We start from the raw sequence: 14,466 nt of genomic DNA on the forward strand, positions 1-14,466 counted from the left end.
CTATGTTGCTTTCAACGTTACTCAACGTTAAATTGCGTAAAGAAAGCCGCTGAGACGGTTCTGATGAAAAAGACACAAGTACGCAGGGAACTACCCGGTAACAACTTTACCGGGTAGATTCTTGTTTGGCCTCAGCCGATCCTCTCTCATCGCTACCCTTCCGATTCGTCTCATATTCCTCCAGGCTTCCTTGTTGTGCTACCGGTTGCCGAAAGGGCCTGGTCCGTGTGATAGACTGCGCGCCTCGGCCTGCGCCAGCAACACTTCCCCATCGGTAGCCCGTCATGGAAATCAAAGTCAATTTTCTCGAAAACCTCAGGCTTGAAGCCAAGTTTGACGATTTCACCGTCATCACCGATCAGCCCATTCGCTACAAGGGCGACGGCTCGGCGCCAAGCCCCTTCGACTACTTCCTGGCATCCTCCGCGCTGTGTGCGGCCTACTTCGTGCGGGTGTACTGCAAGGCGCGCGACATCCCTACCGAGAACATCCGGCTCTCGCAGAACAACATTGTCGACCCCGAGAACCGCTACAACCAGATCTTCAAGATCCAGGTCGAGCTGCCGGAAGACATTTCCGAGAAGGACCGCGAAGGCATCCTGCGCTCCATCGACCGCTGCACGGTCAAGAAGGTGGTGCAGACCGGGCCGGACTTCCAGATCGAGACGGTAGAGAATCTCGACGAGGACGCCCAGGCGCTATTGATGGCCAAGCCCGACGAGGAGGCCTACACCTGGATCGAGGGCAAGGACCTGCCGCTGGAGCAGACCATCGCCAACATGTCGGGCATCCTCGCGGAGCTGGGCATGAAGATCGAGATCGCCTCCTGGCGCAACATCGTTCCCCACGTGTGGTCGCTGCACATTCGCGACGCCGCCTCGCCGATGTGCTTCACCAACGGCAAGGGTGCCACCAAGGAGAGCGCGCTGTGCTCGGCGCTGGGCGAATTCATCGAGCGCCTGAGCTGCAACTTCTTCTATAACGACCAGTTCTTCGGTGAAGAGATCGCCAACAGCGCCTTCGTTCATTACCCCAACGAGGAGTGGTTCAAGCCCGGGCCCAACGACGAACTGCCCGAAGGTATCCTCGACGCGTACACCCGCGAGATCTACGACCCGGAGGGCGAGCTTGCCGGCTCGAACTTGATCGACACCAATTCCGGCAAGACGGAGCGCGGCATCGTTGCCTTGCCCTTCGTACGTCAGTCGGACGGCGAGACGGTCTACTTCCCCTCCAACCTGATCGAGAACCTCTACCTCAGCAACGGCATGAGTGCCGGCAACACGCTGCAGGAAGCGCAGGTGCAGTGCCTCTCGGAGATTTTCGAGCGGGCCGTGAAGCGAGAAATCCTCGAGCAGGAGCTGGCGCTGCCGGACGTCCCAATGCATGTCCTCGGGCGCTACCCGGCCATTCTCGAAGGCGTCCAGGCGCTGGAGGCCCAGGGCTACCCAGTGCTGGTCAAGGATGCCTCCCTGGGCGGCCAGTTCCCGGTGATGTGCGTGACCCTGATGAACCCGCGCACCGGTGGCGTGTTCGCCTCCTTCGGCGCCCACCCCAGCTTCGAGGTGGCGCTGGAACGCAGCCTCACCGAGCTGCTGCAGGGTCGCAGCTTCGAGGGCTTGAACGACTTCCTGCCGCCGACCTTCAATTCCCAGGCTGTTGCCGAGCCGAACAACTTCGTCGAGCACTTCATCGACTCCTCGGGGCTTGTTTCGTGGCGCTTCTTCAGCGCGAAGAGCGACGACGAGTTCAGTGACTGGGATTTCTCCGGCAGCAATGAAGAAGAAGCGGCGACGCTGTTCGGCATCCTCGAGGAGATGGGCAAGGAAGTTTACGTGGCCGTGCACGAGGACCTGGGTGCGCCGGTGTGCCGCATCCTGGTGCCGGGCTACTCCGAGGTCTACCCGGTGGACGACCTGGTCTGGGACAACACCAACATGGCCCTGGATTACCGCGAGGACATCCTCAACCTCCACGCCCTGAACGACGGTCAACTGGCCGACCTGCTGGAGCGCCTGGAGGAGAGCCAGCTCGACGATCACATGGACATCATCACCCTGATCGGTATCGAGTTCGACGAGAACACCGTATGGGGGCAGCTCACCATCCTCGAGCTGAAGCTGCTGATCAACCTAGCCCTGCAGCAGCATGAGGAGGCACTGGAGCGGGTCGAGATGTTCCAGCAGTACAACGACAACACCGTGGAGCGTGGCTTGTTCTACCAGGCCGTGGCCGCGGTGCTTGAGATCGTGCTCGACGACGAGTTGGAGCTCGACGACTTTATCGTCAATCTCACGCGCATGTTCGGCGAGCAGACCATGGCGGCCGTTGTCGGCTCGGTGAGCGGCGAGATGCGCTTCCACGGCCTGACTCCGACCAACATGCAGCTCGAAGGTCTGGAGAAGCACCAGCGATTGATAGAGAGCTACAAGAAGCTGCACGCCCACCGTGCCGCGAGGGCAGGAGTGGCGTTGTAAGCCGCATTGCCGCCACCTTCGGCAACACGGAAGCGCCCCGGGCCATGAAGTAACTGGCTCGGGGCGTTGTGGTTGGTAATACCTCATTCCTACAACAAGAGTACATGAGATGGAAAAAGTTGCGATATTCGTTGATGTCCAGAATGTCTACTACACCGTCAGGGAAGCGTACGGGCGCAATTTCGACTACAACAAATTCTGGGCGAAAGCCACAACGGGAAGAGAGGTCGTCAAGGCCTTTGCCTACGCCATAGACAGGGGTGACCAGAAGCAGCGAGAGTTCCAGAATATTCTCAGGGCCATCGGGTTCGAGGTGAAGCTGAAACCCTATATCCAAAGATCGGACGGCTCCGCGAAAGGCGATTGGGATGTAGGTATCACTCTCGATGCCATCGAATACGCCGAGAAAGCAGACGTCATCGTACTGGTAACGGGAGATGGCGATTTTGACCTGCTGGTAAATAAGATTCGTAAAGTACATGGGAAAAAGGTCGAGGTCTATGGCGTACCTCAGTTCACCGCTGCTTCGCTAATGAGAGCGGCTAGTGAGTTCAAGCCAGTCGGGAAAGAGCTTCTCTTGATATGAAATAGCTTTCCCTATTGAGTTGTCGCTCATGCATCGTTTCCTTTCTGTGCCTGAACCGTAACGTTGAGTGGCCTGCCTTTGGCCCGCTGCGCTCCCTGTCTCCGCTCGATCTGCTACGTTAGTCAATGGCATTGTTACATCGACAGGCGTTCATGCATGTTGGGGCTTTAGCGCAACACAGCGTTGAGTCGATAACAGAGCAAGCCTATCCACTAAAGGAAAGGTATTACATGCAGGAGGCAACATGCCAGAAATTGTAAAAACGGTTGCAGAGTGGGGTGTGACCATCACGGAGATCACCGGCATCCTGATTATCGTTGGGGTAGCACTCCATGCGTTGGTATTTGTACCGCTCTTTCTGTTGAAAAACCATAAAACTGAAGAGATATATACCCAAGTTCGCCAGCGTCTCGGGCGGGGCATTCTGCTTGGCTTGGAATTCCTCGTGGCGGCAGACATCATTCATACTGTGGCGGTGGAGCTGACCTTCGAAACGGTGGGAATCCTGGCTATCATTGTCCTGATCCGTACCTTCCTCAGCTTCACGCTGGAAGTTGAGCTGTCCGGTCGCTGGCCTTGGCAGAAAAAGGAGTAGCTGGTTCGACGCTCTTTGGATCCGTCTACTAAGAGGCCCAGCCGAGCCACCAAGGTAACCTAACCCGAACAAAGCAATAAGAGACTTTGCATGAGCGAATTTCAAATTACAACGACAAACAAGCCCGCTGCAGCCGAACTGCACGCTCTGTTTCGGCAGACGAACTGGGCGGCGGACCGCACCCTCGAAGACATCGCCAGAATGATTGAGTGCCTTAATGTCTTTGTCTGCATTCGCCAGAAAGGCAAGCTGATGGAGTTTGGAAGGGCCCTCACCGACGGGGTGTACCGAGCCCACCTCGATGACATCGTGATCGATGCATATTCACGTGGCGCAGGGCTGGGTCAGATGCTTGTCGACTCGCTGCTGAAGCAGCTTATCAACGTAGAGGTGATATTTCTTAACGCAGGGGATGACCTGGTACCGTTCTATTCCCGAAGCGGTTTCAAGCTCTTCAGAGGGAAAACGATGGTTCTTACGCGGGAAGGTCCTAGCGAAGCGACTCATGAACAACCCTCCGAGACCATCAGCAGCTAAGTTTCACTAGAGATTACACACCGCGATCGGACGTAAGGAGAGGGAGGCCAGAGAGAGGCCCATGTGCCACGGCCCGACCGGCCTTCGTGAAGGCGCACGCCGACCAATGGGCGCATTTCGCGGCGGCTGACTGAGCCATACTGGTGTTGTCATGAATGCCCGGCACGCGGGAGATTGGATGCTGTTGTTAAAAGAATCAGTGCCCAGCTCATGACAACGCCCGCGACTCGAAACATCAACCCTTCCCAACGGCCCGCGAACGCGGCAGGCTAACCGTAGGCCAAACGCCAGCGAACGGATCCTTCAAGCCGACGATCGCTGTGGCATTGGCACCTAGGCGCAAATGCATTTAACGACTTGATTCAAGGTGGCTACCGTTGTTGTTTATCGTTCCTGAGTGGGTGATGGTATTGGTGACGACGGCGGTGGTCGGTATCGTGGTGGTCTTCCATTACGAGGTCATACAGCTGTTGAGCCGCTGGAGTGACAGGCGACAGCGAAAGTTTCCCGATGAAGGTCGCAACAGACCGATCATACTGAGCGTCATGTTCGTACTGATATTTGCTCATGTGGTCGAGATATGGGCGTTCGGGGCAGCCTTCTGGTGGCTCTTGAACCACGATGGCTTTGGGGAGATCACCGGTTACCCTTCGGTGAGCCTGCTGGATAGCGTTTACTTTTCCGCCGCCACCTATACCACGGTGGGCTGGGGAGACTTGGCCGCCACAGGGCATATCCGCTTTCTCGCCGGCACGGAGGCCTTGGTGGGCTTCATGATGATCACGTGGTCGGCCTCTTTCGGCTATTTGATCATGGCGCGAACCTTGGGAAGGGACGAGCAAGGGTAGCGAAAAGCCGACGTATCGCTTGGGCGGCGTGAAGATGAAGCGCCCAGGTTAATGCGCATGGGGATCTCTTGATCACAGCGAAGCACATTCTCGAGCAGTTGGCCGGCTGCTCACTTCCCGAGTGGCATCTCGTCGAACCTTCGCTGCGGCGCAAGACGTTACTGCCCGGCGATACCGTTTTTCGGGCCGGCGTTGCGCATCCCTTCGTCTAGTTTCGTGGAAAGCGGGGCAGCGCTCAGTCGGATCAAGGCACGCATCAGGCAGGCCCATACTCGCGTATGAGCCCAATAGTCTTTTTTTCGTTCTGTTTCCTGGCTGCGCTGTGTCAGAGTCGTGAAAGTTAGTTCATGCATGGACGCGCATAACACGTTTGCGGAGGCCATGAATCCATGAATGAATTTGTCGTAGAGCTGAACGTAGACACCGCCGTTTATAAAACGCTGCTGGAGTCTACCAAGGCCATTCCCTGGAAGATCGACTGGGAAACGCTGCGCTTCGCCTATATCGGGCCTCAGATCGAGAGCCTGCTGGGTTGGTCGCCGCACAGCTGGGTCGGCATCGACGACTGGATAGAGCGCATGCATCCGGACGACCGTGATCGGGTCGTCAATTTCTGCGTGGAGCAGTCCAAGGCGGGGGTCGATCACGAAGCGGACTACCGCGCGCTGAAGGCCGACGGCACCTACGTGTGGATTCGCGATGTCGTACATGTGGTGCGCAACGGCGCGGGTGAAGTGGAAGCGCTGATCGGCTTCATGTTCGATATCAGCGAGCGCAAGGAGAACGAAGAGAAGCTGCTGCGGCTGCAACGGGAGCTAGAGGAGCTCTCGTACCAGGATGGCCTCACCGGCATCGCCAACCGCCGCCTGCTCGACTCCGTGCTGGAGACAGAGTGGGCGAGTGCCTGGCGCAGCGACAAGCCACTGTGGTTCATCATTTTGGATATCGACTGCTTCAAGCAGTACAACGACCACTACGGCCACCTTGCCGGCGACGACTGCCTGCGCCGTATCGCGCAGTTTCTCGCTGCGTCGATCTTGAGGCCGCGCGACTTGCTGGCGCGCTTCGGGGGAGAAGAATTCGTGCTCGTCTTGCCGGAGACGGACCTCGAAGCCGCGCAGCATGTAGCGGAGCGCTGTCGTGCAGCCATCAGTGACGCGGCCATCCCGCATCGCGCTTCCGACGTCTCTCACCTTGTCACCGTCAGCATGGGAGTCGCAACTGCAAATCCGGCGGACGGTGGCGGCCAGGCCTCGCTGATCGAAAAGGCGGACCGGCATCTCTATCGTGCCAAGCAGGAAGGGCGGAACCGTATCGTCGCGGAGTGAAAACTATAGGGGCAGCTGCTGCCCGGCAGAAGTGTCTAAATATAGGCCCCTCGCGAGGGGCCTTGCTGGGGTCAGTCGGTATCTGCGACCGTAGGATACGGATTATCCGGCATTAGCATGCGGGGTAACGCCGGGCGTCGAGTGTCCTCCTTGGGTCCGTAGTGTTCGGCCAGATAACCGAGGATAGTCTCCTCCGTCTCGGCTTCGAACTCCCAGAGCCCTTGGGTTTCCTGCATCCAGCGAATCAAGTTCTCCCAGTGGTTTCGAGTGCCGCTGTTCTGGGTCACCAGGTTGGCCGAATGGCAGGCGGTGCAGTTGTTGCGAACCGTCTCCCAGCCACTTGCCTTGACCAGGCCGGTATCCGGGTCCGTTTCCTGCGCTGCTGCCCCAAGAGGAAGGCACATCAGGGCCATGCCCAGCGTTGACATGGCGAATGCGTGTGAACGCTTCATGGCTACCTCCTTAGGTCACCTGTACCGCAATGCGGTGACAGGCATTGTTGAGGTAGCCCTTGGGATTCCAGCCCGGCACTACCATGGGCTGGGATTTTCCCTCCGTATCAGTGGCCTTGGCCCAGACCTCGTAGTACCCAGGCTCCGGGAATCCCACCGCGGTTGTCCAGCGCTGCCAGGCCAGGCGATTGGGTGGCGGTTGCAGGTCGGCTTCTTGCCAAGTAGCCCCAAAATCGATAGAGACGTGTACTGTCTCCACCGCCAGGTCGCCGGCCCAGGCATGGCCGCGGACCGTCAGCGATTCCCCCAAGGAATGGTCAATACCCGAGCGCGGATAGGTTACCAACGACTTCACCGGCATCGACTCAATGGTGACGAAATCCTCGTCGGGCACGACACTGCCCGGTGCCACAGGGTACTCGGGCACGCTGTAGGAGGGGGCCGCCATCTTGGCACCGTCGTGCTTTTGGTTGCGGATCACGATTCGCTTTAGCCACTTGCCGGAAACGGACCCTGGCCAGCCGGCGCAGACGACCCGCAGGGGGTGGCCATTCAGATAGGGAATGTCCTCGTCATTCATGGCCCAGGCGATCAGCGACTCGTCCTCTAATGCTTTCTCCATGGGCACACCGCGCGAAATTGCCTCCTTGTTGGGATCGCCACTGGCATGGCGGTCGGCGCCGTAGTAGCCGATGTAGACGGCGTCTTCCTTGATTCCGCAGGTTTCCAGTACGTCGCGCAGGCGTACGCCGGTAAAGGTCGGGCAGGCCACTGCGCCGGTGGTCCACTGGTTGCCGCTAGCCGAAGGTACGTACTCGCTGCGCCCGTTGCCGCCGCATTCAACCTGCAACTGCAGGGTGTGATGCTCGAAGCGCTCCTTGAGATCGGCGATGGAGAAAGTCTGCGGGTTCTCGCAGGACTCGCCGGCAATCTCCAGCTCCCAAGTGTCGGCATCGATACTCTCCAACTCCGGTGGTATGCCATTGTTGCGCACGAACATGTGCTTCGCCGGGGTGATGTCGTCGTCGAGCAGGTGGGCAGGAGTTTCGGCGTTGATGGGTCGATCATTGAGGACGGTCAGGCCCTCCTTGCCTTCGAGGGTGAAGGGCTCGTCGCTTTGCGCCAGAGCGGCAGGGATGAGCCCGCCGGGCATGCGGTCGGCGAAGGGGATGGAACCGCCCAAGGCGGCTGCCATGGCCAGCAGGCTGGAGCGCTTCAGGAATCCGCGGCGGGTCAGTGGATCGACTTCGCGGCCCCACAGCAGGCGATCAGCCGTTTCGGGATCCTCCGCGTAGAGTTCGTGGATACCGCGGGTTCGGTTATTGGGGGGAACTTTCGTCATGGCGCAGCTCCAAGCAGGCCGTGGCGCAGGTCTCCTTGGGCGCCGAGCCGGTTTTGTCATTGTAGGGGGGTGCTCCTTCACTCCCCGTCTTTCGTTATTCCAGATTAGCAGGGAATCGCAGCCATAAGCGGGTGCCCAACGCTTAAATCCGTGGCCTTCTACGGTAGTACGAGGAAATCAGATGAGTGGGATTTTAATGATCCCAATCAAACATCGTCTGATCGAAGTGTGCGCTGCCAAGCTCCATGGCTATCTTGATACGGGACTGATGCCAAGAGACTAATCCATTCTTTGATACTTCGCATATTAACGACAGGAGGCGAATCATGGCTTCGCTCATATCAGCACGTTTGCAGCGTCTTTGCTGCCGATACGGATGCTCCGTCACCATTGTCATTGGCATGATCGTGGGGCTTGGGCTCAGCACCGCCATCCAGGCAGCGGAGCCCATCAGGCCTGACCTGACGCCCAGGCTGCAGGGGCTTCTCAAAGAAGAGATGCTCCAGATCGAGCAAGCGATGCAGGAAATCTACAGCGCCATGCTGAAGGGCCGACACGCCGAGGTCGCGGAGAAAGGCCAGTCGATCCATGACAGCTTCATTCTGGACCAATCATTGACCGATGAAGACCGTCACGCCTTGAGGTCGGCCGTACCGCAGCAATTTCTCAGCATGGATGCCTACCTGCATGAACTTGCGGCAATGCTAGCCGAGGCCGGTCGCGCTGAAGACAGTACTCGGCAGTTGGAGACCTACGCACGCATGACCGAGTCCTGCGTGGCGTGCCATAGCGCCTATGTGACCGATCGCTTTGAAGGGCTGGAAGGCGTCGATATCCCTACCGATTGGGGGAAGCCGGTAGCTGAAGAACAAGAAACGCAAGATTGACCGACGGATGCATGGCAGCCCTGCACATCGAAGCCGCCAGGTCCAGTACGGTCGGTGCGCATAATACCGTCTGCCACGAAGCTGCGAATTCTTGACGCTCATCAAGGGGGCTCTTCGGAAATTCGCACTACGCTTTAGCGATATCGCCCGCGCCTTGAGACGCGGCGTTCCGAGGAGGTGGCCGATGAGCCTGTCCCCGACCCTGCCTGATTATGCTGCTGCACGGGCGTCGTTTAACTGGAGCGATGCCCGGGCACAACTCAACGGAATGCCCGGTGGGATCAACGTTGCCCATGCGGCTCTCGACCGTCACCTCGATACTCCCACAGCAAACCAGACGGCGATCCGCTTTTTGCCCCGCGAGGGCGACCCCGTCGATATCAGCTATCGCGAACTCGCGGCACGGGCCAACCGCTTCGCCAATATGCTGGCCATGCTGGGGCTACAGCCTGGCGACGGCGTCTATTGCCTGGCCCATCGCACCCCCGACCTCTACGCAGCTGCCCTGGGCACGCTGAAACACGGTAGCGTCTTCACGCCATTGTTTTCCGCCTTTGGGCCGGAGCCGATTCGTTCACGGGTGGAGATCGGCGCGCCGGTGGCCATCGTCACCACCGAGCGTCTCTATCATCGCAAGCTCGTCGACTGGATCCACAAGATGCCCTCAGTGAAACATGTTCTACTGATCGGCGGGGTGGGGGCGGCACCGCAAGGAACCCTGGATGTCGACCGTGCCCTTCGAGACCAGTCGCCGGAATACACGACCCGACCCATGGACCCGGAAGCCCCGGCGCTGCTGCACTTCACCAGCGGTACGACAGGGAAACCCAAGGGCGCGATCCACGTCCACGAGGCAGTTGTGGCCCATCACATCACAGGCCATTACGCCCTGGACCTGCATCCGGGCGACATCTACTGGTGCACCGCCGACCCTGGCTGGGTCACCGGCACCTCCTACGGCATCATTGCCCCGCTCACAAATGGCGTGACTCTGGTGGTGGACGAAGAGGAATTCGATGCCGAGCGCTGGTACCGCATCCTCCAGGACCAGAAGGTAGCGGTCTGGTACACCGCGCCCACGGCCATCCGCATGTTGATGAAGCTCGGGTCGGAGCTGGCACGTCGCTACGATCTATCGCATTTGCGCTTCCTCGCCAGCGTGGGCGAGCCGCTGAACCCGGAAGCGGTGTATTGGGGTAGGGCAACGCTGGGGCTGCCCTTCCACGACAACTGGTGGCAGACGGAGACCGGCGGGATCATGATCGCCAACTTCGCCAGCATGCCGATCAAGCCTGGCTCCATGGGGCGCCCCGTACCCGGTATCGAGGCCGGTGTGGCACGTCATACCAGCGCCGGCATCGAATTGATCGACGACCCGGACGAGACCGGCGAGCTGGTCCTCAAGACTCCTTGGCCCTCGATGTTTCGCGGCTATCTTCACGAAGAGGCACGTTACCGCCAGTGCTTTACCGGCGCCTGGTACCTCACCGGCGACCTGGCCCGCCGCGATGCGGATGGCTACTTCTGGTTCATCGGTCGTGCCGACGACGTGATCAAATCCTCGGGGCACCTGATCGGCCCCTTCGAGGTGGAGAGCGTATTGATGGAACACCCGGCTGTGGCCGAGGCAGGGGTGATCGGCATCCCTGACGAGGTTGCAGGCGAGACGGTCAAAGCTTTCGTGTCGCTCAAGCCCGGCCATGAACCCGGCGAGGCGCTGCGTAAGGAAATCCTGGGCCTGGCGCGCAAGCGTCTCGGGCCGGCCGTGGCCCCCCGCCAAGTCGAGTTCCGCGATATCCTGCCCAGCACGCGCAGCGGCAAGATCATGCGACGCCTGCTACGGGCCCGGGAGTTGGGTCTGCCGGAAGGCGATACTTCAACTCTGGAAGGAGTCCGAGAATGAGTACGCCTTCGATCGATAAACCGCGGCTGTCCCGGTCGCATCTGCTCGACCTGCTGCGCCAGATGCTGCGCATCCGCCGTTTCGAGGAGCGTTGCGTGGAGCTCTACACGCAGGAAAAGATCCGCGGCTTCCTGCATGTCTATATCGGCGAGGAGGCCGTGGGCACCGGGGTGATGTACGGGCTCCGACCCGACGATGCGGTGGTATGCACCTATCGTGAACATGGCCACGCGCTACTCAACCGCATCCCCATGGATCGGGTGATGGCCGAAATGTACGGCAAGCAGGCCGGCTGCAGCAGGGGGCGAGGAGGCTCGATGCACCTGTTCGACGCCGCTGCTCGCTTCTTCGGTGGCAACGCCATCGTCGGCGGTGGCCTGCCGTTGGCCGTGGGCCTGGCCCTGGCGGACAAGCTCGCCGGGCGCAGCCGGGTCACCGTCTGCTTCTTCGGCGACGGCGCTGCTGCGGAAGGCACCTTCCATGAGGGGCTCAACCTGGCAGCGCTGTGGCAGCTGCCGGTGCTATTCGTCTGCGAGAACAACCTGTACGCCATGGGTACGGCGCTGCGTTACTCCCATGCCCAGACGGAGATTCACCGCAAGGCCGAGGCGCTGGGCGTGCCTGCAGAATGCGTCGATGGGATGGATATCGCCCGGGTGGAGGCCGCCAGTGCCCGGCTGCTGGAATCAATCCGTGCCGGCGAAGGGCCGCGCTTCCTCGAGTGTCGCACCTACCGTTTTCGCGCCCACTCGATGTTCGATCCTGAACTTTATCGCGACAAGGCCGAGGTGGAGGAGTGGAGGAAACGCGATCCCATACTGCGCCTGTCCCAGTGGATGCAGCAATCGGGAATATTGCACGAGGGTGAACTCGAGGCGCTTGAGGGCGAGATCGCTGCGGAAGTGGAACAGGCCGTGGCCTACGCCGAAGCAGCGGAGTGGGAGCCTGAGGCCAGCCGATTCGAACATGTCTATCGGCAAGCGAGCGCCGCACCGATAGCGCCGCCTGCTGTCGAGCCTGAGCCTGTGGAACTGAGCTATCGCGAGGCTTTCCGGCTTGGCCTGATCGAGGCACTGGAGCACGACGAACGTGCTTTCCTTATGGGCGAGGACATCGGGCATTACGGCGGCTGCTATGCAGTCAGCCGCGGCCTGCTCGAGCGCTTCGGGCCCGAGCGCATCCGCGACACGCCACTGTCGGAAAATGGCTTCACCGGTGCCGGCATCGGCGCGGCGCTCGGCGGGGCGCGGCCTATCGTCGAGATCATGACGGTCAACTTCAGCCTGCTGGCCATGGATCAGATCGTCAACGCCGCGGCCACCCTGCTGCACATGTCCGGCGGCGAGTTCAATGTACCGCTGGTGATCCGCATGGCCACGGGAGCCGGCCGCCAGGTGGCCGCCCAGCACTCCCACAGCCTGGAAAATTGGTACGCCCATGTACCGGGTCTCAAGGTGCTGGCCCCCGGCTGTCTGGAGGATGCTCGCTACATGCTATGGGCGGCACTGCAGGATCCCAACCCGGTGCTGATCTTCGAGCACGTAATGCTCTATAACCGTGAAGGGCGGCTGGAGCCCTGCCCACAGGGCGTGGACATCGAGCGTGCCGCCATCCGCCGAGCGGGTCGTGATCTCAGCCTGATCACCTACGGAGGCAGCCTGCCCAAGACCCTGGAGGCAGCCGAGGCCTTGGCCGAGGAGGGCATCGAGGCCGAGGTGGTGGACCTGCGCGTGCTGCGCCCGCTGGACACGGCGACGTTGATCGAGTCCGTCAGCCGCACCCATCGCGCCGTGATCGTCGATGAGGGCTGGAAAACCGGCAGCCTGGCCGGCGAAATCTCTGCGATCCTCGCCGAACAAGCCTTCTGGGCGTTGGATGCGCCCATCGAGCGGGTCTGCACCGACGAAATCCCCATCCCCTATCCGAGGCATCTGGAAAACGCCGCGCTGCCGCAGGTGGCGAACATCCTGGCCGCAGCACGCAAGGCCATTGGGGCGACACCGTGAGCGATTTCCTGATGCCGTCGATGGGGGCCGACATGGAGGCGGGCACTCTGGCCGAATGGTTGGTGTCGCCGGGCGAGCGGGTGGAGAAGGGGCAGGTCATCGCCGTGGTGGAGACTGCCAAGGGAGCTATCGATGTGGAGGTGTTCGAGAGCGGCGTGGTCGAGGAGTGCTATGTAAAGCCGGATACCATGGTGCCGGTGGGTACTCCCCTGGCTCGCATCGGTAACGGCGAACGAGTGGCTGCCAAGCGCCCCGGCTCCGTACCGGAGACAGCCGCCGAGCCTGGACACGTCATGGCGGAAGCGACATCCACGAGGCCAGCCGCGCAGTCCTCTTCATTTCCGGAATTGCCTTCGTCATTAGTTCCTGAGCCGGAAAGCGGCAGGGTAGCGGCCTCACCTGCCGCGAGGCGACGGGCGCGCGAACTTGGCGTGGAGCTTGGCAGAATCAACGGCAGCGGTCCCGGCGGAGCCATCGTGTTGCGTGATCTTGCCCAGGCCCCCGGTGACAAGCCCTGGCCCGAGCATCGTCGCGGCGGTGGCTTCGACCGCGACGAGATGCGCCAGGCCATTGCCGCGTCCATGAGTCGCTCCAAACGCGAGATACCCCATTACTACCTCGCCACTACGCTCGACTTGCATGCTGCCGACCACTGGCTTGCGGAGTACAACCGCGAACAGCCGCCCGAGGCCCGTCTGCTGATGGCTGCGCTGTTCATGAAAGCGACCGCCCGGGCGTTGTCGCGCTACTCGGATCTCAACGGTCATTACGACGAACAAGGCTTCCACCCAGCCGAGCGTGTCCACCTCGGCATGGCCATCCACCTGCGGGGCGGGGGGCTTATCGCACCGGCGTTGCGTGATACCGAAGCGCATGAGCTACCGGCACTGATGAGCCGCTTGCAGGACCTGGTGCAGCGCGCCCGCAGCGGGGGACTACGCGCCTCTGAGCTCAGTAGTGCCACGGCCACCGTCACGGCGTTGGGGGAGCGAGGTGTGGATACCGTGTACGGTGTCATCCATCCGCCTCAGGTAGCGATGATCGGCTTCGGTTCCGTACGCAGGCGTCCGCTGGCGGTGGGCAACATGCTGGCGATTCGCCCGGCGGTGGATGTCAGCCTGGCCGCCGATCATCGTGTCTGCGATGGCCACCTCGGCGCACTCTTCCTCAACGAAATCGATGCTCAACTGCAACACCCGGAGGCGCTGTGAACAGAGAAGAATTGCGTGCCATCGTGCTCGACGAGCTTTCCGCCATTGCGCCGGATATCGATATCGACCAATTCGATGACCGCGCCCGGCTGCGTGACGAATACGATCTCGATTCCATGGACGCGCTCAATCTGCTGAGTGCCGTACATCAGCGCTTGGGGGTAAACATCCCCGAGAGCGACTACGCCGGAATGCACACTCTGCAAGAACTGCTGGACTACCTGGAGCCGCGAATCGAGTAAATGCTTGTCAACAGCTGACTGGCATCGCATGCCAGAAGGGGGAAGGAAGATC

Annotated in this window: 14 protein-coding genes; 12 read left to right on the forward strand and 2 right to left on the reverse strand. The window is 60.6% G+C overall.

The window, feature by feature from the left end; genetic code table 11:
• Positions 1–284: 284 nt before the first annotated feature.
• The 7 genes from HNO52_RS08485 to HNO52_RS08515 all read left to right on the forward strand — a co-directional run bounded on the left by HNO52_RS08485 (position 285) and on the right by HNO52_RS08515 (position 6,371).
• Entirely contained in the window at positions 285–2,477 is a 2,193-nt protein-coding gene (locus HNO52_RS08485) for an OsmC domain/YcaO domain-containing protein (RefSeq protein WP_197568706.1), read from the forward strand.
• Positions 2,478–2,586: 109 nt separating this feature from the next.
• Positions 2,587–3,063 (forward strand): LabA-like NYN domain-containing protein, encoded by a 477-nt coding sequence (locus HNO52_RS08490; RefSeq protein ID WP_197568707.1) that lies wholly within the window; start codon positions 2,587–2,589, stop codon positions 3,061–3,063.
• 244 nt (positions 3,064–3,307) lie between these two features.
• On the forward strand, positions 3,308–3,658 hold the full coding sequence (locus HNO52_RS08495; RefSeq protein WP_197568708.1) for a DUF1622 domain-containing protein: 351 nt from the start codon (positions 3,308–3,310) through the stop codon (positions 3,656–3,658).
• Between the two features lie 90 nt (positions 3,659–3,748).
• Positions 3,749–4,195, forward strand: a complete 447-nt coding sequence (locus HNO52_RS08500; RefSeq protein ID WP_197568709.1) for a GNAT family N-acetyltransferase — start codon at positions 3,749–3,751, stop codon at positions 4,193–4,195.
• Positions 4,196–4,575: 380 nt separating this feature from the next.
• Positions 4,576–5,043 carry an ion channel gene (locus HNO52_RS08505; protein WP_232090674.1) on the forward strand — a complete coding sequence of 156 codons (468 nt, stop codon included), beginning with the start codon at positions 4,576–4,578 and terminating at the stop codon, positions 5,041–5,043.
• A 68-nt stretch (positions 5,044–5,111) separates the two neighbouring features.
• Positions 5,112–5,255, forward strand: coding sequence for a hypothetical protein (locus HNO52_RS08510; protein ID WP_197568710.1), 144 nt, complete (start codon positions 5,112–5,114; stop codon positions 5,253–5,255).
• A 177-nt stretch (positions 5,256–5,432) separates the two neighbouring features.
• On the forward strand, positions 5,433–6,371 hold the full coding sequence (locus tag HNO52_RS08515) for a GGDEF domain-containing protein (RefSeq protein WP_197568711.1): 939 nt from the start codon (positions 5,433–5,435) through the stop codon (positions 6,369–6,371).
• 71 nt (positions 6,372–6,442) lie between these two features.
• On the opposite strand, the gene HNO52_RS08520 is transcribed toward HNO52_RS08515, so the two are convergent.
• Positions 6,443–6,823, reverse strand: coding sequence for a hypothetical protein (locus HNO52_RS08520; protein WP_197568712.1), 381 nt, complete (start codon positions 6,821–6,823; stop codon positions 6,443–6,445).
• Between the two features lie 10 nt (positions 6,824–6,833).
• Entirely contained in the window at positions 6,834–8,165 is a 1,332-nt protein-coding gene (locus tag HNO52_RS08525) for a sulfite oxidase (RefSeq protein ID WP_197568713.1), read from the reverse strand.
• A 326-nt stretch (positions 8,166–8,491) separates the two neighbouring features.
• Here HNO52_RS08525 and HNO52_RS08530 point away from each other — a divergent pair, with 326 nt between their 5' ends.
• From HNO52_RS08530 to HNO52_RS08555, 5 genes are all read left to right on the forward strand, one after another.
• A complete protein-coding gene (locus HNO52_RS08530; RefSeq protein WP_197568714.1) occupies positions 8,492–9,052 on the forward strand; it encodes a cytochrome c in 561 nt (186 codons plus the stop codon).
• A gap of 184 nt (positions 9,053–9,236) precedes the next feature.
• A complete protein-coding gene (acsA, locus tag HNO52_RS08535) occupies positions 9,237–10,955 on the forward strand; it encodes an acetate--CoA ligase (protein WP_197568715.1) in 1,719 nt (572 codons plus the stop codon).
• Positions 10,952–12,961: a pyruvate dehydrogenase (acetyl-transferring) E1 component subunit alpha gene (pdhA, locus tag HNO52_RS21055; RefSeq protein WP_232090676.1), complete on the forward strand. Its 2,010-nt coding sequence runs from the start codon at positions 10,952–10,954 to the stop codon at positions 12,959–12,961. The genes acsA and pdhA overlap by 4 nt, the downstream gene beginning before the upstream one ends.
• Positions 12,958–14,172, forward strand: a complete 1,215-nt coding sequence (locus HNO52_RS08550) for a dihydrolipoamide acetyltransferase family protein (protein WP_197568716.1) — start codon at positions 12,958–12,960, stop codon at positions 14,170–14,172. Before pdhA ends, HNO52_RS08550 begins: the two co-directional genes overlap by 4 nt.
• Positions 14,169–14,414: an acyl carrier protein gene (locus HNO52_RS08555; RefSeq protein WP_197568717.1), complete on the forward strand. Its 246-nt coding sequence runs from the start codon at positions 14,169–14,171 to the stop codon at positions 14,412–14,414. The genes HNO52_RS08550 and HNO52_RS08555 overlap by 4 nt, the downstream gene beginning before the upstream one ends.
• The last annotated feature ends 52 nt before the right edge of the window (positions 14,415–14,466 follow it).

This window comes from Halomonas sp. MCCC 1A13316, assembly GCF_014931605.1.
Lineage (GTDB): Bacteria > Pseudomonadota > Gammaproteobacteria > Pseudomonadales > Halomonadaceae > Halomonas.

Bases quoted from the DNA above. Each gene is read 5' to 3' on its own strand.
- HNO52_RS08485 (WP_197568706.1), top strand. From the start codon at position 285: ATGGAAATCAAAGTCAATTTTCTCGAAAACCTCAGGCTTGAAGCCAAG.
- HNO52_RS08490 (WP_197568707.1), top strand. From the start codon at position 2,587: ATGGAAAAAGTTGCGATATTCGTTGATGTCCAGAATGTCTACTACACC.
- HNO52_RS08495 (WP_197568708.1), top strand. From the start codon at position 3,308: ATGCCAGAAATTGTAAAAACGGTTGCAGAGTGGGGTGTGACCATCACG.
- HNO52_RS08500 (WP_197568709.1), top strand. From the start codon at position 3,749: ATGAGCGAATTTCAAATTACAACGACAAACAAGCCCGCTGCAGCCGAA.
- HNO52_RS08515 (WP_197568711.1), top strand. From the start codon at position 5,433: ATGAATGAATTTGTCGTAGAGCTGAACGTAGACACCGCCGTTTATAAA.
- HNO52_RS08520 (WP_197568712.1), bottom strand. From the start codon at position 6,823: ATGAAGCGTTCACACGCATTCGCCATGTCAACGCTGGGCATGGCCCTG.
- HNO52_RS08525 (WP_197568713.1), bottom strand. From the start codon at position 8,165: ATGACGAAAGTTCCCCCCAATAACCGAACCCGCGGTATCCACGAACTC.
- HNO52_RS08530 (WP_197568714.1), top strand. From the start codon at position 8,492: ATGGCTTCGCTCATATCAGCACGTTTGCAGCGTCTTTGCTGCCGATAC.
- acsA (WP_197568715.1), top strand. From the start codon at position 9,237: ATGAGCCTGTCCCCGACCCTGCCTGATTATGCTGCTGCACGGGCGTCG.
- pdhA (WP_232090676.1), top strand. From the start codon at position 10,952: ATGAGTACGCCTTCGATCGATAAACCGCGGCTGTCCCGGTCGCATCTG.